Below are 23,957 nucleotides of genomic sequence, written 5' to 3' on the forward strand. Positions count from 1 at the left end.
AGCGACAGCACCCCCACCCTCAGCGGCGGCGGCATGGAGCCCGGCTCCACCGTGGTGATCTCCGACGGCGACACCGAACTCGGCACCGCCACCGTGGACGCCGACGGCAGCTGGACCTTTACCCCTGACGCCCCGCTGGCCGACGGCGAGCACGCCCTTGTGATCGACGGCACCGACGCGAACGGCAACGCGGTGAACGACACCGTGAACGTGAACGTCGACACCAGCGAAACCGTACCGGGCCTGACCGACGACGCCGGCAACCCGGTCGCCGACGGCGCAAGCACCAGCGACAGCACCCCGACCCTCAGCGGCGGCGGCATGCAGCCCGGCTCCACCGTGGTCATCACAGATGGCAACACTCCGATCGGTGAAGCTACCGTAGACGCGGATGGCAACTGGACGTTTACGCCAGATACTGCGCTGGACGATGGCGAACACACGCTTATCACAGGTGGTATTGATGCCAGCGGCAACAACGTCAGCAATGCTGTAGACGTCATCATCGACACCAGCGCCACCGCGCCGGTCATGACCGACGACGCCGGTAACCCGGTCGCCGACGGTGCGACCACCAGCGACAGCACCCCGACCCTCAGCGGCGGCGGCATGGAGCCGGGTTCTACCGTAACCGTCTCCGACGGCGATGCTGAAATCGGCACCGCCACCGTGGACGCGGACGGCAACTGGACCTTTACGCCGGATGCACCGCTGGCAGACGGCGAGCATGCGCTGGTCATTGACGGTACCAATGCCAGCGGTAACGCGGTCAGCGACACCGTGAACGTGACGGTCGACACCAGCGCCACCGCGCCTGGCCTGACCGACGACGCCGGTAACCCGGTCGCCGACGGTGCGACTACCAGCGACAGCACCCCCACCCTCAGCGGCGGCGGCATGGAGCCGGGTTCTACCGTGATCGTCTCTGACGGCGACACCGAACTCGGCACCGCCACCGTGGACGCGGACGGCAGCTGGACCTTCACGCCGGATAGCGCACTCGCCGACGGTGAACACGCCCTTGTGATCGACGGCACCGACGCGAACGGCAACACGGTCAGCGACACCGTGAACATCACCGTTGACACCAGCGCCACCGTGCCGGGCCTGACCGACGACGCCGGTAACCCGGTCGCCGACGGCGCGACCACCAGCGACAGCACCCCGACCCTCAGCGGCGGCGGCATGCAGCCGGGCTCTACCGTGAACGTCTCTGATGGCGATGCTGAAATCGGCACCGCCACCGTGGACGCGGACGGCAACTGGACCTTCACGCCGGATGCAGCACTCGCCGACGGCGATCACGCGCTGGTTATTGACGGCACCGATGCGAACGGTAACGTCATGAGCGATACCGTGAACGTGACCGTCGACACCAGCGCCACCGTGCCGGGCCTGACCGACGACGCCGGCAATCCGATAGCCGACGGCGCGACTACCAGTGACAGCACACCGACCCTTAACGGCGGTGGTATGAAGCCCGGTTCCACCGTAACTGTCTCGGATGGCGACACCGAAATAGGCACCGCCACCGTGGACGACGACGGCAGCTGGACCTTCACGCCGGATACCGCACTGGCCGATGGCGAGCACGCCCTGGTTGTCGACGGTACAGACGCCAGCGGTAACCATGTCAATGACACCATCAATGTCGTGGTGCAAACCGCGCCGTCCATGGAAATCGTTGATGATAACGGTACCGCTATTCTGGATGGCGACACTATCAGTGACAGTACGCCAACGTTCAACGGTAAAAACTTCGAACCTGGAACCACTATTGTCATCGCTGACGGCGATACCACGCTGATCACTGTGACTGTAGGTGCGGACGGCAGCTGGACCTTCACACCAACCGCTGGATTGGCTGACGGTGCGCATGCCATCGAGGTCACCGTTACTGATCCACAAGGCGTCAGTGCCAGCGGAGTCTTCAACGTCACTGTCGATACCACACCGCCTGAAGGGGTTGATATCTCTACGGTCACAATGGTCGATAACGACGGTGCCACTATCACCGCAGCCGGTATCACAGCAGATAATACGCCAACCTTCAGTGGCACAGCGCTGGAGCCGGGAGCGACCGTGATTATTCGCGATGGTGAAACCGTATTGGGTGAAACCACGGTCAGCGAAGATGGCAGCTGGTCCTTTACGCCTTCAACCTCGCTTGATGATGGTGAACATCAGTTCACTTTCGAAGTCACCGATGAAGTCGGCAACAGCAGCGGTGCATCTGAAGCGCTGGACCTGTCAATCTCGGCAACCAAAGGCATCAACACGGGTGTTGTGGTGACAGATGATGCCGGCAATGTGATTGTGAATGGTGAAGCCATTAACGACAGCACACCGACCTTTAGCGGTCAGGATCAGACGCCGGATGTAACAGTCACCATCGCCGATGGCGAAACCGTGCTGGGCAGTGTCGTGGTTGCTGAGGATGGAAGCTGGAGCTTTACGCCTGACGCAGCACTGGCTGACGGTGATCATGCATTGATCGTCACCGTAACGGATGCGGAAGGAAACACCCGCAGCGATACCATTAACGTCGTGGTCGATACCGTTGCACCAGATCTGCTTGATGTGGCCACTGTGGTCGTCTCTGACGATGCTGGCAATACGTTCGCCGCTGGCAGTGCGATTAGTGATACCACGCCGACCTTTAGTACATCGGGGCAGGAAGCGGGCACCACTATTATTGTTCGCGATAATGGCACAGTACTGGGTGAAGCACAGGTTGCAGATGACGGCAGCTGGTCGTTCACGCCATCTGAAGCCCTGACTGAGGGTGATCACAGCTTTACGTTTGAGACTGTCGATGCTGCAGGTAACAGCAGCGGTGAGACTGCATCCGTAAGTTATCTCGTGGATTCTGTTGCGCCTGAAGGCGTGGACATTACTACGGTAGTGATCACGGATGAAGTGGGTGCGGCTATTAATACAGCCGAAACCCAGAGCGATAGCAAACTCACCTTCAGCGGCAGCGATCTTGAGCCTGGTGCCACCGTCACGATGTATGACAAAGGTCAGATCGTCGGCGAAACCACCGTCGACAAGGATGGTACCTGGACCATTACTGCCACTGACGGATTGTATGATGGCACCCATGAAGTGACCTTTACTGTCACGGACACGGCAGGCAACAGCAGCGATCCATCCGGCACGCTGGATCTGAATGTGCAGGCCATCACGCTGACGGCATCTGACAATGTCAGCTCAGGTGCTGCGGTAGGCTTTACCTATCCGGTTGATGTCAGTGAGGATCTGGGAACCATCCTGCAGGACGGCGGATTGATCGCGTTTAACAATAAGATCGTCAGCGATCCGATTGTGGTCGCAGACGGCACCATTATCGATCTTGATGTAACAGCGACCTCTTCTGCCTTCGTTAACGTCGCCAGTAACTCGACACTGGTGTTGCAGAAGTATGACTCGTCAACCAGCACATGGGTCACCGTGTCTGAAGAGAACAGCGGAAACCTGTTTGGCCTGTTCGGACTGGGCGCATCAACTTCCACCATCACGCTGACCGGTCTGACTGCCGGCCAGTATCAGCTGGTTTACACCACCAGCGGTATTAACGTTGGCGTAAGCTTTAATCTGGAAGCCTCTAAAACCGTCTATACGCTGGCTGAACAGGGCACACCGACCGACTACACCACAGCAACCGGCAATGTGATAACAGATGTCGACAACGTCTATGGGGCAGATGGTATTCCGCACAGTGCCTACACCTCAGTGAGCGCGGCGAGCGTGACCAACAGTGATGGCACCGTGACATCTGTCACGCTGGATGCCACCACCCAAACCGCCACGCTGGTCGGTCAGTATGGCACGCTAATCATCAACGCTGATGGCAGCTATGTCTACACGCCTGTTTCCGCTATGGAAAGCATCGGTAAGGTGGATACCTTTACCTACACCATTACCGACTCCGCTACGGGTCAGAGCTCATCGGCTCAGATTTACGTGCAGATTGGTACAACAAATGAGGCGCTGGATCTGAGCTGGGATGCTACCGATCCTTCTGCAACCGCCGTTACGGATATCGCTTCCAGCAACGAGGCGAATGCCAGCGTTACAGTGACTTATGAGTCATCCAGCGCGACGAATACCGACGTTAAGCTGGTCGCAGGCGGGACCGAGAACTACAGTTCCACCTTTACCCTGGCAGGGAATGATGACCTGGTTACCGGTTCGCTGTCGTTAAAAACCGAATGGGGAGCATTTGGCAACAACTTCTCCACACCATTAAACATCACTTACGCCGTGCAAATGCAGAACAGTGATGGCACGTGGACCACGGTGAAAACGCAGACTGCCGTCGTGGCAGCCGGACAGCATAACGATGAAGTTATCCAGAACCTGGAGATGTCGTCGCTGCTGGACGGCCTGGGTGAGGGAACCTACCGCGTAGCGATTTCAACCACAGGTGCAACAAACGTGGTGAAACTGGATATGTCAGTTCAGACAGTCAGTCCCACCGAATACGTTATCACCGCGAATGAGGTCGCAACCGGCAACGTTCTGACCGATGAAGGCACAGACGGTGCGGTTGATAAGCTCAGCTCCATCTATACACGGATGTATGCCAAAGCCGGTGACAGCACCAGCGATGTGACGGTCGATGACAGCTATACCTGGGTGACCGAAAGTGGCGTATCTATCGCGGGTCAGTATGGCACTCTGGTGATCTATAACAACGGTGCTTATACCTACACCCCTGCCACCACCACACTGCCAGCGGGCTCTGAAGACGTATTTACCTACGCGCTGAAAGGCGCAAATGGTGAAGTGGTTAACGCCACCGTCACGATCCATCTGGGCGTTGAGGTTGACGGCAGCAACGGCGGTGCACTGGTATTCCACGGCACCGAAGTCAACGATGTATTTGATGTGTATGACACGAGCTTTGCCTCAGTAGATGGCGCGGCTGGCGATGACACGCTGGCATGGCATGGCAATGGCAAGCTGGTCTTGAGCGACGTCGCGGCGAAAGTCAGCAACATCGAATCGATCATGCTGACCTCAACCACCAGCAGTGACAACCTGGTGCTGGATGCCCAGAGCGTAGAAGATGTGACCAGCGAAAGTAATGCGCTCTATGTTAAGGGCATCGCTGGCGACAGCGTGACGCTGGAAGGCACCTGGATCAACAGTGGCACGGTGATTGTCGACAGCATCACTTACACGCACTATACCAGCACCACCGCTGCCGGTACCCTGGTCGATATCTACGTGCAGCAGGGGGTTACTCTCTCCTCAACTCCCTATACGGATAGCCAGAATGGAACGGAATATACCGTTACCGCTGCGCAGGATGTCACAGGTACGGCGAGCGACGATATCTTCAACGTGAGCGACACCAGCTTTACCCACATTGATGGGGGTGAAGGTCTGGATACGCTGGTGTGGAGCGGTACCGGCACCCTGACGCTCAGCGAGCTGCAGTCGAAAATCAGCAACATCGAAGAGATCGAGCTGGTTAATGACAGCGCAGTGAATAATCTGGTGGTCACCGCACAAAACGTGGCGGACATCACCGATGCCGATAACACGCTGTTTGTTAAAGGTGCCATCACCGACACACTGACCCTCTCTGGCAGCTGGACGCTGGCAGGCAGCGAAGTGGTCAACAACGTGGATTACGTCCATTACGTCGGCACGACCGCTGATGGTCAGACGGTGAATCTCTACGTTGATCGCGACATGAAACTGAGCAGCACCGAAACCGCCTCTGAAAACAATGCGGCCGACGTGACCGGCGACGTTGCTCTGCTCAGTGACAGCGTGGCGCAGAGCACCACGATGAACACCGCAACCAGCAGCTTTACCAGTGAGAGCTTCACGGTTAACAGCATCAGCGATCTGCAGGAGATTAATGTCAGCGTGACCGGGACGTCGATCAATGCCAGCAATACTGTTTCGGTGAACTGGTCGTTGCAGGTTTACAACGAGCAGACGCTGCGCTGGGACAACGTGACCAGCGGCACGCAGGCGATCACCAGTGGCAGTCCGCTGAATGTCTCGCTGGAGGGTCAGAATGCGGGAACCTACCGCATCGTGGTCGACAGCACGCAGTCCGGACATCCCGGCTTCCTGTGGTCTACCAGCTATGACGCGCTCACCGTGAAAGTGGCAGTGAACATTGTCAGCACCACCGACTATAAAGTCAGCACCAGTTCCAGCGTCAATGGTTCGGTCTTTACCAGCGACAGCACCAGTGACAGTTCGCTGGTAGTGACGTCAATAACGGCGGGTATTGTGACCGGTGCCGCAAGCTATACGCTGGTTGCTGCTGCGGGAACCACTATCGCGGGGACTTATGGCTCGCTGACGATCAAAAACGATGGCAGCTATAGCTACACACTGAATAGTGACTCAGTGATCAAACTGACCGGCAGTGAAGATTCATTCACCTATGTTCTGGCGGATGGAAGCACCAAAAATCTGGTGATCACGCTGGGTGTCTCCGTGGATGGCTCTGAAGGTGGCGCGCTGATCTTTGCCGGTACCGTTGGTGATGACAGCTTCACCGTTCACGACACCCAGTTCACCTCGGTGGACGGGAAGTCGGGTCAGGATACGCTGGTCTGGAATGGCACAGGCGAGCTGAATGTCAGTGAGATTGCGGACAAAGTGAACAATATCGAAATCATCGATCTGCAGGATAACGCCCAGGCAACGGCGCTGCTGATTAGTGCCGATGATATTGAGAAAATCACGGATACCAACAATGTGCTGTATGTCAGGGGTGGCAGCAATGACTCCCTTTCACTGCAGGGCGTGTGGGCTGTTAACGGCGTGGAAACGCTGAATAACATCACCTACACCCTCTACACCAGCACGGCGCTGGATGGCACGGCAATCAAACTCTATGTTCAGCAGGGTCTGCAATTCAACGAAGTGGCAGAGCATCTTGCCGGCTCCATCGAGGATGTCTCCGCCGATCTGACCGTGGTATCGGTGAGCCAGAACGGTGAAACCACCGCGATCACTGACGATGCGGTGAGCTTCAAAGGTGCCTACGGCACGCTGGTTATCGATGAAGCGGGTCACTACAGCTACGTGGTGGATGATGCGTATGCGCACAGCGGAAACACTGACACCTTCACCTATGCCCTGTCAGACGGCAGCAATGCCTCTCTGAGCTTTAACCTGGGCGTTGATATTGATGGCAGCGAAGGCGGCGCAATTACCTTCACCGGCACCCGCGGTGCAGATGTTTTCGAAGTCTATGACACCGATTTCATCTCTATCAACGGTGCCGATGGTAACGATACGCTGGCCTGGCATGGCACGGGAACGCTGAACCTTAGCGATATCTCCGCCAGGGTCAGCAATATTGAAACCATCGACCTGATGACGGATGCCGGAAAAGACAATCTGGTAATAAGCGCAGAAAGTCTGCTGAAGGTCACTGATAACGATAATACGTTATATGTCAGAGGGGAAAATGGCGACACGGTGACGCTGAATGGTAACTGGGAGCAGGCAGACGGAATAGTGGCAAATGGGGTTAACTATAACCATTACACCAGTTCTGCAGCCGATGGCTCCGTGGTACAGTTATATATTGAAGACGATATCACCATCGGATAATTAATATCCGCATTAAAAGCAGGCTGGGTTATTTACACCAGCCTGCTACTTCCCCGCGATTTAATCCACCTTTTATGACGGAGATATATTTAATTATCTAAACATCATGAAAAAAATTATTATCATTTTGTACTGCATTCTTATTACCCAATATTCTTTTGCTGCCGATCAAAAACTTTTCTCAGGCAGCGAACCCGCCATTAATGAAGCACCGGCAGGTTTCTGGGGCGTATTTTCTAAAACACCAAATCCCGGCACCTTGCCTGCGGGCGGATCGGCGCTGGCAGACAAATTACAAATTAATCCGGCAGAAATTGAAATGCAGCCTGCGGCGTCGAACGGGGCTGAAAGCTTTCCGGCTGACTGGCAGGCGGCTATCCAGCTGGCGGTCAATCATCATCCCTCCATCAGCAGCAGCATTGCGACGCTGGAGTCATCAGGGTTCACCATTGATGCCGCAAAAGCGGGCTATCTGCCCTCTATAAAAGCGGGCATCACAACCGGTCGACAGCAGGATGAAGGCAGCGGCCATATCGCCACCGTCGGCCTCTCTCAGATGCTTTACGACTTTGGTAAAACTGGCAGCGCGGTCGATCAGGCCAGCGCGAAATATCTGCGCCAGCAGGCCACTGTTCTGATGCAGATCGACACCATTATTGAACAAACCGCACTGGCACTGAATGACGTTTATCGCTCGACGCAGCTGCTTGATAACTCCAGGAAAGAGGTGAAAGCCCTGCGGGATATCCTGGCGCTGACGCAAATGCGTGCCGATGCCGGAGCCAGCACACGGGTGGATCCGGTTCAGGCGCAGGCGCGGGTTGAAGCCGCCCAGGCAGAGCAACTGGATCTGGAAATCAAACTCCAGCAGCAGAAATACCATCTGCAATCCTTGCTGGGCCAGCCGGTTGCCGAAAAGAAAATATCCGCACCGATCTCGCTGCTGCCGCTGATTGAGCGTCAGAATGCCCGGATCGATTTAAACCGTAACCCGACTATTTTAGTCGCCCAGGCCGATGCCGCCGTGGCACTGGCTGAGTTACGTAATTACAAAGCGCAGCGCTATCCCACTTTATCGCTTGAAGCCAGCACCAATAAATATATCGGCGACATTGCGGATTATCAGCGCCATAGCCAGTACCAGAACGTTTATCTGTCTGTTAACAGTACGCTTTATCAGGGCGGCGCATTAGTGGCGCAGGAAAGTGCCAGTGCCCGCGCACTGGAAGCGGCCAGAACCACCATAGCCAGTAAAAAACTGGAGATCAGCGATCAGCAACGCAATTATTTCCAGAGCGTAAAGGGATTACAAAAAAATATCAGCCTGCTGACGCGCCGGATGAAAACGATTATGGAGACGCGATCCCTTTATCGTGAGCAATATTTATCGCTGGGTAACCGAAACGTACTCGACTTACTTAACGCCGAGCAGGAAATAAGCCGTGCTCAGCAGGATTTAATTAATGCCCGCTGCGATCTGTGGGCCTCCTCGGTTAATTATCTGGTAGTAACCGGTATGGCACGTGAAGCATTTGATTTAAATAATAAGGTCATTCAGGGACTGCGCATTGCGCCGTAATTCTGTCAGCAATTAAGAGAAGATGATAATGAACACGATATCTGACAGCGAAAATGCATCAGCACAGCCTCACGCGAAAAAGGCTTATACCCCCTGGCTCGACGCGCTGCTGCTGGTGGCGAAACATTACCGCCTTGATGGTTCACCTGAGCGGGTGAAAGGGGAAGCGGAATGGCACATGCAGCACCTTTCACAGGATGCCCTGATTGAAAATATGGCGCGCCAGCTCGGCCTGCTGGTCATTTTTGACGCGTTTGACCCGGATCAGCTCGATCCGTGGCGCATGCCGTTGATCGTCGATTTCGGTCCTCGCGGCGTCGGCGTCATCACCACGGTGGGCGAGGATGGCCAGGTCAGCGTGATGCTGAGTGGTGAAAAACAGCTGCAGACCACGCTGAGTATTGAAGATCTGTCGCAGCATGCACGGCGCGTACTGCTGGCTAAGCCGGAGTCTTCCGTGCCGGATGCGCGGGTGGATGACTATATTAAGCCACATCGTGCTGACTGGCTGTGGCAGACCATTCTTCGTGAGTGGCCAGCCTATTTAAACGTGATGTTTGCGTCGCTGATCTCCAACGTGCTGGGCCTCTCCGCGATGCTCTTTACCATGCAGGTGTATGACCGGGTGATCCCTTCCCAGTCGGTGCCCTCTCTCTGGGTGCTGTTTGGCGGCGTCATGATCGCCCTGACCTGCGTGTTTGTGATGCGTATCATCCGCACGCATATCTCTGATGCAGCCGGTAAAAGCGCGGATCTGCGCATCTCCGATCGCGTCTTTGGTCACGCGCTGCGGATCCGTAACGACCAGCGGCCCAAATCGACCGGATCGTTTATTGCCCAGATCCGCGAGCTGGAACAGATCCGTGAACTGATTACCTCGACCACCATTTCAGCAATTGCCGATCTGCCTTTTTTAATCATCTTCCTGTTTATCCTCTGGTTACTGGGTGGATGGCTGGTACTGGTTCCGCTGGCGGCGATTCCGCTGATTGTGATTCCGGGCCTGCTGGCGCAGGGTTCGCTGGCGAAGCTCTCCAAAGCGACCATGCGCGAGTCCGCAGTGCGCAGCGCTATGCTGGTTGAGACAGTACAGGGCATGGATGACATCAAGCTGCTGCGCGCAGAGCCCTACTTTCAGAACCAGTGGAATCACCTGAATGAGGTAATCAGTAAATCTTCACAGAAGCAGCGTTTTGTCAGCGGCCTGCTGATGAGCTGGACCAGTGAAGTCCAGACCGTTGCCTATGTCAGCGTGGTGCTGGTGGGGGCCTTTTTTGCCATGAGCGGTGACCTCTCTACCGGCGTGTTAATTGGCTGCTCGATGCTGGCGTCACGCATGATGGCACCGCTGGGCCAGCTGGCGATGATATTTGGCCGCTGGCAGCAGGCCAAAGTGGCGCGCGAAGGACTGGAGAACCTGCTCAACAGCGAGGTCGATCAGCCAGAGCGCAGCATCCGTATTCATCGCCCGCGCATTAACGGCGAATATGCGCTCTCTGACGTTATCTATCGCTACGACCCGAACTCCCCTGATCCGGTGCTGACGGTGAAAAAGCTGACCATTAAAGCCGGTGAGAAAGTGGCGCTGCTGGGGCGTAACGGGTCCGGTAAATCAACGCTGTTGCAGCTGATGGCAGGTCTGTTGCAGCCGGGTGAAGGTGTCCTGCTGCTGGATGGCGTGCGGCTTTCCTCCATTGACCCGCTGGATGTAAGGCGTGACGTCGGGCTGCTGACCCAGAACGCATCCCTGTTCTACGGCACAATTCGCGAGAACTTACGCCTGGGCATGCCGCTGGCGACAGAAGAGGAGATGCTTCAGGCCCTGGAGATCAGCGGCGCACTCGACTTTATTCAGCGCCTGCCGGAAGGCATGGATTATCTGTTACAGGAAGGCGGCAAAGGCTTGTCTGGCGGACAGCGTCAGCAGCTGTTGCTGGCACGCACCCTGCTCCGCCAGCCCAGCGTGCTGTTGCTGGATGAACCGACCGCCTGGCTGGATGATGCCGCTGAAAAACATCTGATTGAGCAGCTGATGACGTGGATGGGCAACCGTACGCTGATTATCGCCACGCATCGCCCGGCGGTATTGCAGCTGGTTGATCGCATCATGCTGATGGATAAAGGCAGGATTGCGCGGGATGGCTCAAAAGCAGAGATGCTGGTCACCCGGCCCGAAGCCAGTGCCGCGCCGCATCAGGGCAACGTCAATGTTAAACCGCAGGGAGCACAGGCATGAGTTTCTCCTTATTCCGTAAAAAGAAGCATCAGCGTTCCCGTCAGCGCGTCTCTTCCGGCGGCCTGATCATCATGTCGGTGCTGGTCATGCTGCTGCTGTTCTTTGTCTGGGCTTCTAACTTTGAACTGGATGAAGTCACCGTTGGTGTCGGCAAAGTGGTACCCAGCTCACACGAGCAGATCATCCAGTCACTGGAAGGCGGGATCCTCAAAGAGCTGAAGGTTCACGAAGGCGATGTGGTTGAGGCGGGCCAGGTGCTGGCCCTGCTGGATCCCACCCAGATTGACTCCGGTGTGCAGGAAAGCACGTCGCGTTTACGCGCAGCGCTCGCGACGGCGGCCCGCTTACAGGCTGAGACGGCAGGCACGCCGCTGACCTTTCCGCCGGAAGTTTTAGCGGATCCGTCCCTGGTGGCCGCTGAGACGGCGCTTTATCACTCGCGTCGTGAGAACTACAGCAAAACCATCAGCGGCCTGACTGAAGCGCTGAGTCTGATTAACCGCGAACTGCAGCTGACCTCTTCCCTAGTGGCAAAAGGCGCGGCAAGCAATGTGGAAGTGCTGCGCCTGAAACGTCAGGCTAACGACCTGCAAAGTAAGCTCAACGACGCGGAAAATAACTATATCGTGCAGGCCCGTGAAGAGCTGGCGAAAGCCAATGCCGAAGCGGCGTCTCAGCGCTCGATTATCATCGGGCGAGCGGACTCACTGAAGCGCACAGTCGTTGTCACGCCGGTCAGAGGGATCGTTAAAGATATCGAGGTGAACACCGTTGGCGGCGTGATTCCGCAGCGCGGCAATCTGATGGAAATTGTGCCGCTGGATGAGCAGCTGATGATTGAGGCGCAGATTGCCCCGCGCGATGTTGCCTTTATCACACCCGGCCAGCGTGCCGTGGTGAAACTCACGGCCTACGACTACAACATCTATGGCGGTCTGGAGGGCAAAGTGGCCTCTATTTCTCCCGACACCATTCAGGATGAAGTTCATCGCGACCAGTACTATTACCGCGTCTACATCCGCACCGATAAGGATTATCTGGTCAATAAAAAAGGGAAAAAGTTTCCGGTTTATCCGGGGATGATCGCGATGGGTGAGATCCACACCGGCAGTAAAACCATCATGGAGTATCTGATGAAACCGCTGAACCGGGCGAAGGAAGCGCTGCGGGAGAGGTAAACATAAGATTTGCTGCCCCTGCTGGTGGGGCAGCTAACCCCGGATTTCATGCACTGCCCCGCCCATCAGGCACCCACTCATCTTCCCCTTCCCTGTTCTGATATTCTTTAACCTCCTCTCAAAATATTTCGAAAATTCACTTTCAGGTGGTCAGCCTGACCGTCGGGTTGTGGCCATGTTTTAATATTTACATGGCATAGTGCCTTTGCTTAGATGATAACTGACAAGGTGAATAACTGATTAAGCGGACCCTGATGATGATGAAGGCGCTGACTGAGCGGCAACTGACGATTATGCGACAGCTTATTTCTCATAACAGTTATGTGAGCCTGAACGCTATTTCAGAGAAAACAGCCATCACCACCCGAACCTTACGCCGCGACATCGCGGATATTAATGAAAAACTCTCTGACCAGGGAATCAACCTCAGCGGAAAAAGTGGGAGAGGGATCACAATTAAATTCGCTGATGCGCAGTCAGAAATAGCCGCGCGCCGGATTTTTTCAACGGAAGTTGATGATTTCAGCAGTAACTTCAGGATGCTGAAAATAGCGTCTGATTTATTGATGCTATCACCCAAAAGTTCATCAATCAGTGAACTCGCAGATAAATATTTTATCAGCCGGGCTTCGATAGTGAATGATTTAAAAACATTAGAAGCCTGGTTGCATCAGTTTGATTTAACCTTATTAAAAAGTCGGGTCGGCACCAGCATAAAAGGCAGCGACCAGAATATTCGCATGGCGATGAAAGCGCTGGTATTAAAATCGATTTATAACCGTCAGGACATGATGGAAAGCCGCCTGGATGAAAGCACGTTGCAGGAGCTTTCAGAAAAATTTGGTCAGCAGGCTGTCCACTTTACCCTGCAATTAATTAATTTTATTGAACAGCAACTGCAATATACGATTAGCGATCCTTACTACATCAATTTATTTACCCATATTCTGGTGCTGATCCACCGGAGTCACTCGCCGATGCAAAGGACAGACGCCCGCGCGGTGACCATGAGCCGGGTCAGCGACCATCACGCCTGGCAGGTTTCGCTGGCGGTGATTGAACGCATCGAAACCGCTTACAACACGGTACTGGTGGCCGAAGAGTCGCACTCCATCTATCAGTATCTGGTCTCCTCCGGTAAGGCGGGCGGCGAGATGCCACAGCATGATGACTCGCTGATATCCGAACGTGAAACCCGCTTTGCGGAGGCGCTGATTGCCCGTGTAGCCCAGCGCATCAATATCGAAATCACCACGGACCAGAACCTGCAGGCTTCGCTGTCCTCGCATATCAAGCCGATGCTGAATCGCCTCCGATATCACATCCGGATTAAAAATCCGCTGCTGCATGATATCCGGACCGAGCTGGGAACGGTGTTCGCCGCCGTCAAAGCGGTCATCAGCCAGCTGACGCAGGAGTACAGCCTTGATGAGATCAGTGACGATGAGGTGGCGTACCTGACCGTGCATATTCAGGCCGCCATCGAAAACAGCATCAAGGTAAAACGGGTATTGCTGGTCTGCTCCAGCGGTCTGGGCACCTCACAATTGCTTTACGGACGGATTATCCGCGCCTTTCCTGACTGGAAGATTATCGACATCGTGCCAGGGAAAAACATCGCGGATTCCCTGAAACGACATGAGTGTGACGTGGTGATCTCCACCATCCGGCTGGAGCCGCTGGAAAAACCGGTGGTCTATGTCTCGGCCCTGTTTTCGGCGAAAGATATCGCAAGAGTAACGGAATGTCTGGTATCGAATTCGATTAATTAATAATGGAGAAGCAACATGACTACAGCCGTGGCTATTAATGAAGTCCTGAAAGAAGAGTGTATTATTCTCGATGTCGACTGCCAGACGAAAGAACAGATTATTTCTCAGCTGACCGACCTGCTCTGCCAGAGCGGCGCGGTCACCGATAAAGCCACGTTTCTGAACGATGTTTATCTGCGTGAAGAATTAGGCTCAACCGGATTTGAAAATCACATTGCTATTCCGCACGGTAAATCCGCTGCCGTCGCTAAAACCCGGATTGCCGTCGGGCGTTTACGCCGGGATATTCCGTGGGAGACCATCGATGGCACCAAAGTCCGGCTGGTTATTCTCTTCGCGGTGAAAGAGTCCGATAAAGATGTCGGCCATATCAAAATGCTCGCCAGAATATCTGTTGCGCTAGGTGATGAAGATGTGGTCGAGCAATTACTGAATGTGCAACACCGCGAAGAGATGTTTCATTTACTGTTATCCCGCTCGGGAGCCTGAATAAACCGGAGATATGTATGAAATAAAAAAACCAAAGGAGGTATTCCAGGTTGTAGCCATCCCTTCAGACCGAAAAACATAAATATAAAATTTTCACTGGAGAACGTTTATGAACATTATTGCCATTACCGCCTGTCCTACAGGTGTCGCCCACACCTACCTTGCCGAAAGTAATTTAAAAAAAGCGGCAAAAAAACTGGGCCTGAATGTATTAGTTGAAACCCAGGGCGCGATTGAAAGCGAATATATTTTCAGCGACGACGATATTCATCAGGCCGATGTGGTGTTAATCGCCGCGGATAAGAAAGTTGAGATGGCGCGCTTCCAGCACAAAAACGTGATCGAGGTCCCCGTCACCCGTGCCGCGAAAGACGCTGAAGGATTACTCAGCGCCATTGTGAACGGCGAGCTGGCGCCCAGGCTGATCGATTCCGCCCCACAGAACAATACGTCTGAACCGGCTAACAGCGCTCGCGAGGCGTCAGGTTCCCGTTCCTGGATCTCAGAGATTTATGTGCACCTGATCACCGGTGTGAACCTGATGATCCCGTTTGTGGTGGCTGGCGGCATTCTGATCGCCCTGAGCTTTTCATTCGGGATTACTGCGGCCACACCAGGGGACGCTAATTTCAGCCCGATAGCGAAGATGCTTTCGGACATCGGGGGCGGTTCGGCCTTTGCCCTGATGCTGCCGATTCTTGCGCTGGGGATCAGCCAGTCCATCAGCGGCAAAGCGGGCATTGTGGCGGGCGCTGTAGGTGGGATGATGGCAATTCACACCGGCTCCGGCTTCCTTGGCGCGCTGATTGCCGGCTTCCTGGCCGGGTACATCACGCTGCTGATCACCAACCATATTCACCTGCCCAAAGCCGTCGCCGGGTTAAAACCTATTTTAATCGTGCCGCTGCTGAGCGTGCTGCTGACAGGCGCACTGATGGTGCTGCTGATTGGTGAACCAATCAAAATGCTGCTCGGCTGGCTGACCGCCTTCCTCACTTCGCTGGGTAACACCAATGCGGCCATCCTCGGCCTGCTGTTCGGCATGATGGTGGCCTTTGATATGGGGGGCCCGCTCAATAAGACCGTCTGCATGTTTGCGATTGGCCTGATGTCGAGCGGGATTTACGGACCGATTGCGGCCTGTATGGCGGCGGGCATGGTGCCGCCGCTGGGCATCGCGCTGGCGACCACCCTCTTCCGCCGCAAGTTTACCGAGCAGGAGCGCGAGACCGGCAAGGTCACCTACATCCTCGGCCTGTCATTTATTACCGAAGGCGCGATTCCTTACGCGGTCGCCGATCCGCTGCGCGTCATTCCGGCCATTGTGGCGGGTTCCGGATTAGCGGGCGCCCTGTCGATGATGCTGGGCTGCGCTTCCCGCGCCCCGCACGGCGGCATTTTCGTCATCTTCATTCCTAACGTGATCAGCAACGTCATGGGTTATCTGTTTGCGATTGCCGCAGGCAGTCTGCTGACCGCGCTGATCCTGTTGTTCCTGAAAAAAGATATCTCCGTTCCTGCAAAACAAGGATAAAACCTATGCTTTACAACATGAAAGATCTGCTCAGCGTTGCCCAGCGTCATCAGTTTGGTGTGGGCGCGTTCAACATCGCCAGCGCAGAGTTTGGACGCGTGGCGGTTGAGACTGCCGAGCGACTGGATTCACCGCTGATTCTGGAGATCCATCCCGAAGAGATGGCGTTTACCGGCCCGGAGTTTATCGGCTATCTGCGGACGCTGGCGATTCAGGCGCGCGTGCCGGTGGTAATCCATCTGGACCATGGCCGCTCGCTGGAAGAGGTGATGAAAGCGATCTACGCCGGTTTTACCTCGGTGATGATTGACGCCTCGTCTCACCTTTTTGAGCAGAACATTGCGCTGACGAAGAAGATTGTCGAGATAGCGCACACGATTAATGTCTCTGTGGAAGCCGAGCTGGGCACCATCGGTGTGGCGGAAGGCAGCGGCGAAGGCGGCAGTAACGAGATTCTCTATACCGATCCGCAGCAGGCAGAGACCTTTGTGCGCGAGACCGGCACCGACACGCTGGCCGTCGCTATCGGCACCTCGCATGGTCTCTACCCTAAAGGGAAGCAGCCGAAGCTGGATATCGAGCGCTTGCAGCAGATCCGTAAAGTGGTGGATATCCCGCTGGTGCTGCATGGCGGTTCAGGCAACAAAGACAGCGAGGTCGCGGAGTCGATCCGTTATGGCGTCGGGAAAATCAATATCTCCAGCGATATGAAGAAGGCGTTCTTCGTGGCGCTGGAGCAGGAGCTGAAGCTTGGGGGTCACGAGCCTAATGCTCTGTTTGTTAAACCGATGCAGGCGGCAAGTGAAGTCGTCGCAGCGAAGATGGCGCTGTTTAGCTCGGTGGGGAAAGCGGGGCTGTATCGATAAAGGGTTGTTGTGAGTGGATGGCTGGGGTGAGGTTTAGTTACTCCCCAGCTGAAACGTCAGCTGGTGGCGCTGTTAGTTACTCCCCAGCTGAAACGTCAGCTGGTGGCGCTGAAAGAATAGCGCAGCGTTTATCCAGTAGCGACTCAACGGACGCCCGATTCCCCTTATCCCAGCCGCGCCGGGTGGTCAGCAGGATAAACCCTTTTTCTCCCGAGAAAGTCGACGGTATAAGCGCCACACCAGACTCCGCCAGCTGCGGCGAGGACAGATGGAAATAGCGCGCCACGGAGGAAACAGGATAGATCCCCATCGCCGTCGGCTGTATAACGCGACGGGCATAGTAGGTGTGATTCAGCAAACGGTCAGGCAAGGGCCGCCAGTCATTATGAATAAAGGGCCGCTCGGCCTGAAGCTGGCGATAGACATCTTCCCGCAGGCAGGTCAGATGAATATGTAGTTGATTCTGGCTGCGGCCATAAGCGGAATTCAGCGCCATGCCGAGCCGATCCTCAGGTACTTCAGCACCATAGGCCGCCATCAGACGATAGCGCATTAACCAGGCGTAGCCGAAATAATCGGGACGTCCGGGACGCGATAGCGCAATGCTCTCAATGCCGGACATCGCCACCGTGGGCACCAGAATAAAGTGCAGCTTATGGCGAGGATTCTGGATGATGCTGTAGCCCTGTGTGCTGTCCTGCGGCAGATAGATTTGCTGGCAGGGTGCCGGATCGCGACGATAGTGATAGTTATTCATGCAGAGGTCATGCGTGACCGTCCACAGCGCGTCAGAGCGGGCGCATCCTGTCAGTAGTAGCGCGATGATCAGCGGCAGAGATCGGCATCGCCACAACCATTTCCTGTTCAGTGGATCTCGTCCTGTCTGGCGACTCAATGCAGGTACAACCTCATCAGCAAGGGTTCATATTGGGGAGTTTTTATGCAGTTTAGCATGGAGCCGGTGGTGATCGGCTTCAACGGACGCAACTCACAGAATGTTCTCGTAAGCATGCATTGAATCTCATACTTTTTAAGAGCATGATCGCAATAATTATCCGTTGCTTAGCCCTGACTATGACTCCAGCCCAATCACTTCAGACTGCCATTTCCGATGTCGCGGTCTGGCGCAAAGGCGATCAATGCGCCCCTCATAAACCTCTATTGCTGCTCTATATATTATCCCAATACAGAAAAGGTCATTCGCGGCTATTTAACTATGGAAATGAGATTGACGAGCCGTTAACCAGGCTGCTGATTGAGTTTGGTCCGAAAAGGCGTGAGTACTATCCCAATATGCCTTTCTGGCGTTTGAGAACAGATGGATTCTGGACGCTGGAAAACACAGAGAATTGCAGACCTCGTAAAGGCAACATCCAGCCGACTAAGCGCGAGCTGATTGAAAATCAGGTTCGCGGCGGATTTGATGAGGAGAATTATCAAACGCTGCAAAAAAATCCAGCCCTGATCGACAAGCTAGCGCAGCAGATTCTGACTGAGCGCTTTCCAGAGAGTCTCCAGATTAAACTGGCCGAACTGTTAGGCTTCGATTTAGTCACGCTGATGAGAACTCGCGACCCTCGCTTTCGCGACATGATTTTACGGGCTTATCACTCGCAATGCGCCATTTGCGGGTATGACCTGCGACTGGATGGTGCGCTGGTCGGACTTGAGGCGGCGCACATACGCTGGAAGCAATATGGAGGCCCTTGTGAAGTCAATAACGGACTGGCCCTCTGCTCCGTACACCATTCTGCATTCGACAAAGGTGCTATCGGCATTGATGAAGACCTGAAGATTCAGATATCAGGTGGAGTCAATCGTAGCCCCATTGTGGACCAGCTTTTCTGGGCGCTTGAAGGACACAGGCTTCATCTGCCTAAAGATAAAATGCTGTGGCCTGCTGAGCGGTTTATTGAGTGGCATCAGACGCAGGTGTTTAAAACCTGAGGTGCATAAAGGTTTCCTCAGCCTCCCGTTAATTACGCGGATGGAAAATGTTGGCAGAGGCTGAATATTCGCTTTTATTAATAAATAGTATGCTGGCGCATTCGCTTTGTATGAAGTGGATATAACGTTGACGTCGGGGATGGTATTTCTTTGCAGTCGGGCATTGAGGCGTCAGGCTGCAATGCGTTAAGCGTGGCCAACAGTGAATAAAGTCCGGCAACGGATGCGCTGGTAGAAGTGTTCTGGTCCTGATAGTTAACCGCTCCCGATGTGATATCGGAAGCGGCTTTTCATTCAGACGACTTTCTGTTTACCAGATATAACCTGAATAAACTCCTGCACCTGCTTTTGTTTCCGCGCCGACAGCTTGCACACTTGGCGCAGAGACTGCATCAGTTCGCTCTCCTGTAGCGCGGTGAGCACAATACAGCCTTCCATTACCTTTACATCTACTGCTGTACCCGTAGCAAAACCGGCTGCTTCCAGCCATTGCCCTTTCATGGTAATAGCAGGGATCCGGCTGTAATCCGGATAGCGACTCGCGTAGCCAACCGTTAATTGACGGTTATTTGCCGGGGAGACTTCTGGTTCAATCTTTATTGACCAACTTAACGTAGAAAAAACCATTCTTAGGGAGGCGAGCCGACTTCATTTTAAGCATCACGCCGTAAAAAACAGTGATAACTGCGCTCATGAATCATCCCACTCACTGAGTAATCTTCCCCTCTTCAAAAGACATGTCATTATTAAGAGAAAAAATTCACATCCCTTAGATATATTACATTTCATCAATTTTACTTTTCCATTCATCTTCTTTTTTTTTCAGTTTTTCAGCTAATTTTGGATAATATATTTTACTGGAAAAATCAATTGGCCAACAAACTGATGTTGCATAGAAAAGTAATGCTAAAGAAACTAACAGACCAATAAGATAATGAGGTGTTGTTGGATCGCTATGCTTCGATTGTTCCCATAACCAATCAATGAACATTTTACTGGAACCATTTGACTTGGAAAAATACCACTCAATTGAAAAAACAAAAAAAGTCCCGAAAGCAATTATTTCCGATAATCGCCTATTTTTAAATTCTTCATGTCTTTTGTTTTTCTCTTCCGAGTAAATTTTAAATGACAGATCGTCTCCCTTACTTAAAGCATCATCCCGTAGCTCAGACATTGAAACTTCAGTTCGCGATTTTTGATAAATATTATCTTCGTTGAATGTTAATAATTTGCTATATTTTACTCTTATTAAAATAAGATTGAAAAACAAAGTTTTTATTTCCAAGACAACAGATGAAAATATCCCTAGAGCAATAATCATGCCTGCAAAATCTGCAATTGAGAGATCAAATTCCTTACCTAGCTTTATACCAAAAAGGCCATTTCCTTTTAGATAGAAAAAAAGAACATCAAAACATATAGTGAAATAAATAACCTTTGCTACTTTTGCTAAATCCCATAATCCATCAACAAAACTTAATACAGAAAGCGTAGAACCACTACTATTATTACTAGACGACATAAACCCTCTCTATACAATTTTATATACAATACATTTTAACAAATTAGTATCCTGCAAAAATTTTAGTGGCTAACATATTTTTATATTATCTCGGAGATTTAAATATGTTATGCGGGCTGTCGCCCGACACAACATATAAAAAATTATTTCGTTATTTAGGTAAGAAAATTCTCTTGTCTTATTATTCCTTTGATACTTCGGCCAAAATATCGTCCAAAGAACTCGCTACCACATAGCGCCCAGGATTCTCATAAAGAGTTCTACTATCCAAGGCAAGAGCCTGGAAATGCGCCTTGCCACATACGATCTTAGCGCTCTCTTTATCTCGCAGATCATCGGCAAACAGACTACTTTTGGTCTCCACCACAAAATACAGACGCTGCGCATCATCTTCCTCTACCAGCACAGCCCAGTCCGGATTGTAGCTACCCAGTGGAGTGGGGACCTTGAACCAGCCCGGTAATTTGGCATAGAGTTTGATCGCGTCGTTTTTCTCCAGCGCGTCGGCAAAGTCTCGTTCTGTGGTCGAGTCGTACACCACATGTTCGTATATCGACTTTTGGGTATCCATTAACATGTTCTGGAGATAACCAGTAAGTTCTTCTTTCTCGAACAACTCCTGCGCATACACGTGCTGATCACCTAACATCTGATACTTGATGCCATCGACCAAGGCTAGCCGTTTGCAGCGGTTTATAGTTTCGGCGGCCAATTCGATAAATTGCTGCGGGTTACGTTTGAAGTCATCCAGACGTCCGCTTCCGGTCAAGATACTAATGATAGTACGGCGGGTCAGTTGGGTACGATCCTGCAAGTCCGTCAGAATATCCGGAAGCTCAAGATCTGTTTCATCCAGCACTACCGTTGAAGCTCCAGCTTTCTCTGTCGCTTGAACACCGGCCTTACCAATAGCGATATCGGCCTTACGCCATTGCAGGCGTGCTTTGACAATCGTGGGGGCCTTTTGTAGGAGGCTAATACAGTCGGCGATCAACTTGGTGTTATCAAACTGCACGCGATAGGTGGTTTGATGCTTGATGCGGTCCCATAACGCCTTGAACTCGTCGCTGAGATAGATGGCTTTGCCATCCATGCCCTTGCGCAGCGGCACTGGCTTGCGTTCATCGGCATTTTTGATCTCAAGACGACCGGACACCTTACGCAACACCTCGGCAATTTGGCCTTTTTGTGCCTCAAACTCTGCCGGTAGTACCAAATTGCCCTCTTTCAGAGCCTTTTTCAAAGAGTCCTGAACTTTCCCCTTGGCGTCAATATGGCCAGCCGCTTTCAAGTGCTCCCATAGAACCTTAGATTGCTCGATACCCAATGGAACGGTCTGCCCATCGCTAGCCACCACAGCAATAACAGCAAACTGGTGCTGCTCGACAATGCCAAAACGTATACCTGTTTCTGCCTCTATTTCTTTCTGCAAGTTCTCAGCAAACTGCTCGTAGTTTTCAGTGGCCACCACGGTTAAAGTGTTAACCTCGAAACCACGTACCCGCTCTCCATGTTGGTTAACACATAAACGCAGTCCACGCCCAATGGTCTGGCGACGCTCACGTTCACTCTGTATGTCACGCAACGTGCAGATCTGAAATACATTGGGGTTATCCCAGCCTTCCTTGAGGGCTGAGTGAGAAAAGATGAATTTGAGCGGCGTATCAAAGGAAAGCAGTTTTTCCTTTTCCTTCATGATCAGGTTATAAGCACGCTCAGCATTCTCCCGGTTGCCTGCATTATTCTCGGCAGTGTCCGTCCACCGCCCTTTCTTGTCCCTAGAAAAATATCCGTTATGTACTTCTTCAGCGGCAGAGTTCAAGTCGATCTCGGCAAACAAACTCTGATAGGCCGGTAATCTGGCAGCCCGGCGGTATTCTTCTTCGAAGATACGAGCATAATCGCCTTTGACTGGATTGCCGTCCGTGTCGTACTGTCGATACTTGTCAACAGCGTCAACGAAGAACAGGCTCAATACCTTGATACCCAACGGACGCAAACGTTTTTCCTTATCCAGATGTTCGCGGATCGTACGTCGGACCATTTCACGCTGCACGGCCAATGCATCCACATCACCATGAGCTTGACCCTGTTTCAAAAACACTTCACCGCCAGGGTAGCGTAGTTCTATATATTCGCTCCCCTTAGCCGTGTTGATCTCACCGACGCGAAAATCCGCATAAATGGAACGTTTGGCAAGTTGCTCCAGATCGTCACCATCTGAAACGGTCAACTCTTGTCTCTTCACGCCACTGGCGGTGGTAACGTCCAGTTCGATCCTGGCACTAATGGTACCGCGCTTGTTGGCAACCGCCACTAACCGTACAAACGCTTTATTATGCGCGTCTTCAACTGTAGCAGAGGCTACCTCGATCTGTTTAACCAGCTTGCGTTCGTAGGCATCTACGGCATCAAGGCGAAACACCATGTGATGCTTATTCACATGAGTCGCTGAATAACGCAACGTGCACAGCGGGTTCATCGCATCCAGCGCTTCTTTTCCACGCCCTTCGAGACCGCCATCTACACTTTGTGGTTCGTCAACAATGACAACAGGCCGTGTTGCCTTAATCAGATCAATCGGTTTCTCACCGCCAGTCTTTTCACTTTCTTTGTAAAGGTTGTTCACATCCTTTTTATTGATAGCGCCTACCGTCACCACCATGATCTGGATGTTCGAACTGGTGGCAAAATTGCGCACTGGCCCAGGTTTGGTGGAGTCGTACAGAAAATAGTCAAAAGGGACACCGGCATAGAGCCCCTTAATATGATCCTCGGTGATTTGTAGGGTCTTGTAGACACCTTCTTTGATCGCCACCGAAGGCACCACAATCACGAACTTGCTAAAACCGTAGCGCTTGTTTAGCTCAAAGATGGTACGCAGATAAACATAGGTCTTACCGGTACCTGTCTCCATTTCCACGGTGAAGTCGCCAGAGGCTAATGTTTCAGATGGCGGCAGACCACCTCGAAACTGGATATCAGCCAAATTTTTGTGTAGCTCATCGTCAAGCAGGGTCAGGCGGTTACCAACGCCTAGATCAGACTCGGCCATACCCAATGTCAATTGCTCTGGCTGCGTTCCGGTAAGCAAGCCTGCGCCCGAGTGTGGGACCTTCATCGTCACAGTGAACTCGGTACGACAGATTTCCTGGCCACGAAACAAATCGCATACTGCTTCAATAGCCTGCATCTGATAATCGAGGTTAGGCTCGAAATGAAGTTTCATATA

13 protein-coding genes are annotated in these 23,957 nt (G+C 53.1%); 9 read left to right on the plus strand and 4 right to left on the minus strand.

Going from position 1 to position 23,957, the window contains the following annotated elements; all coding sequences use genetic code 11:
- From N1689_RS11925 to N1689_RS11960, 8 genes are all read left to right on the plus strand, one after another.
- Nucleotides 1–7,599: BapA/Bap/LapF family large adhesin (locus tag N1689_RS11925; protein ID WP_260058982.1), on the plus strand; the 7,599-nt coding region annotated here is incomplete at its 5' end.
- Between the two features lie 106 nt (nucleotides 7,600–7,705).
- The gene (locus tag N1689_RS11930) at nucleotides 7,706–9,178 is read left to right on the plus strand and encodes a TolC family outer membrane protein (protein ID WP_260058984.1); all 1,473 of its coding nucleotides are present in this window, start codon (nucleotides 7,706–7,708) and stop codon (nucleotides 9,176–9,178) included.
- Nucleotides 9,179–9,206: 28 nt separating this feature from the next.
- Entirely contained in the window at nucleotides 9,207–11,414 is a 2,208-nt protein-coding gene (locus N1689_RS11935) for a type I secretion system permease/ATPase (RefSeq protein ID WP_260058986.1), read from the plus strand.
- Entirely contained in the window at nucleotides 11,411–12,592 is a 1,182-nt protein-coding gene (locus N1689_RS11940) for an HlyD family efflux transporter periplasmic adaptor subunit (protein WP_260058988.1), read from the plus strand. The genes N1689_RS11935 and N1689_RS11940 overlap by 4 nt, the downstream gene beginning before the upstream one ends.
- A 260-nt stretch (nucleotides 12,593–12,852) precedes the next feature.
- Nucleotides 12,853–14,364, plus strand: a complete 1,512-nt coding sequence (locus N1689_RS11945) for a transcription antiterminator (protein WP_260059117.1) — start codon at nucleotides 12,853–12,855, stop codon at nucleotides 14,362–14,364.
- A 15-nt stretch (nucleotides 14,365–14,379) separates the two neighbouring features.
- Entirely contained in the window at nucleotides 14,380–14,853 is a 474-nt protein-coding gene (locus N1689_RS11950; RefSeq protein ID WP_260058989.1) for a PTS sugar transporter subunit IIA, read from the plus strand.
- A gap of 109 nt (nucleotides 14,854–14,962) precedes the next feature.
- A complete protein-coding gene (locus tag N1689_RS11955; RefSeq protein ID WP_161736824.1) occupies nucleotides 14,963–16,387 on the plus strand; it encodes a PTS fructose transporter subunit IIC in 1,425 nt (474 codons plus the stop codon).
- 5 nt (nucleotides 16,388–16,392) lie between these two features.
- Nucleotides 16,393–17,253, plus strand: coding sequence for a ketose-bisphosphate aldolase (locus N1689_RS11960; RefSeq protein ID WP_260058992.1), 861 nt, complete (start codon nucleotides 16,393–16,395; stop codon nucleotides 17,251–17,253).
- A gap of 76 nt (nucleotides 17,254–17,329) precedes the next feature.
- On the opposite strand, the gene N1689_RS11965 is transcribed toward N1689_RS11960, so the two are convergent.
- On the minus strand, nucleotides 17,330–18,106 hold the full coding sequence (locus tag N1689_RS11965; RefSeq protein WP_260058994.1) for a CDP-diacylglycerol diphosphatase: 777 nt from the start codon (nucleotides 18,104–18,106) through the stop codon (nucleotides 17,330–17,332).
- A gap of 221 nt (nucleotides 18,107–18,327) precedes the next feature.
- Between N1689_RS11965 and N1689_RS11970 the strand changes: the two genes are divergently transcribed.
- Entirely contained in the window at nucleotides 18,328–19,200 is an 873-nt protein-coding gene (locus tag N1689_RS11970) for a phosphorothioated DNA-binding restriction endonuclease (RefSeq protein ID WP_260059118.1), read from the plus strand.
- A gap of 294 nt (nucleotides 19,201–19,494) precedes the next feature.
- Here N1689_RS11970 and symE read toward each other — a convergent pair whose 3' ends face one another.
- From symE to N1689_RS11985, 3 genes are all read right to left on the minus strand, one after another.
- Complete coding sequence (gene symE, locus N1689_RS11975) at nucleotides 19,495–19,827, minus strand: endoribonuclease SymE (protein WP_260058995.1); 333 nt, start codon at nucleotides 19,825–19,827, stop codon at nucleotides 19,495–19,497.
- A gap of 151 nt (nucleotides 19,828–19,978) precedes the next feature.
- Nucleotides 19,979–20,725 (minus strand): hypothetical protein, encoded by a 747-nt coding sequence (locus tag N1689_RS11980; RefSeq protein ID WP_260058997.1) that lies wholly within the window; start codon nucleotides 20,723–20,725, stop codon nucleotides 19,979–19,981.
- A gap of 181 nt (nucleotides 20,726–20,906) precedes the next feature.
- Nucleotides 20,907–23,954, minus strand: coding sequence for a type III restriction-modification system endonuclease (locus tag N1689_RS11985; RefSeq protein WP_260058998.1), 3,048 nt, complete (start codon nucleotides 23,952–23,954; stop codon nucleotides 20,907–20,909).
- Between the last annotated feature and the right edge of the window lie 3 nt (nucleotides 23,955–23,957).

The organism is Pantoea sp. XY16, from assembly GCF_025153065.1.
Taxonomy (GTDB): Bacteria; Pseudomonadota; Gammaproteobacteria; order Enterobacterales; family Enterobacteriaceae; genus Pantoea; species Pantoea alfalfae.

Bases quoted from the DNA above. Each gene is read 5' to 3' on its own strand.
- N1689_RS11930 (WP_260058984.1), top strand. From the start codon at position 7,706: ATGAAAAAAATTATTATCATTTTGTACTGCATTCTTATTACCCAATAT.
- N1689_RS11935 (WP_260058986.1), top strand. From the start codon at position 9,207: ATGAACACGATATCTGACAGCGAAAATGCATCAGCACAGCCTCACGCG.
- N1689_RS11940 (WP_260058988.1), top strand. From the start codon at position 11,411: ATGAGTTTCTCCTTATTCCGTAAAAAGAAGCATCAGCGTTCCCGTCAG.
- N1689_RS11945 (WP_260059117.1), top strand. From the start codon at position 12,853: ATGAAGGCGCTGACTGAGCGGCAACTGACGATTATGCGACAGCTTATT.
- N1689_RS11950 (WP_260058989.1), top strand. From the start codon at position 14,380: ATGACTACAGCCGTGGCTATTAATGAAGTCCTGAAAGAAGAGTGTATT.
- N1689_RS11955 (WP_161736824.1), top strand. From the start codon at position 14,963: ATGAACATTATTGCCATTACCGCCTGTCCTACAGGTGTCGCCCACACC.
- N1689_RS11960 (WP_260058992.1), top strand. From the start codon at position 16,393: ATGCTTTACAACATGAAAGATCTGCTCAGCGTTGCCCAGCGTCATCAG.
- N1689_RS11970 (WP_260059118.1), top strand. From the start codon at position 18,328: ATGACTCCAGCCCAATCACTTCAGACTGCCATTTCCGATGTCGCGGTC.
- symE (WP_260058995.1), bottom strand. From the start codon at position 19,827: ATGGTTTTTTCTACGTTAAGTTGGTCAATAAAGATTGAACCAGAAGTC.
- N1689_RS11980 (WP_260058997.1), bottom strand. From the start codon at position 20,725: ATGTCGTCTAGTAATAATAGTAGTGGTTCTACGCTTTCTGTATTAAGT.
- N1689_RS11985 (WP_260058998.1), bottom strand. From the start codon at position 23,954: ATGAAACTTCATTTCGAGCCTAACCTCGATTATCAGATGCAGGCTATT.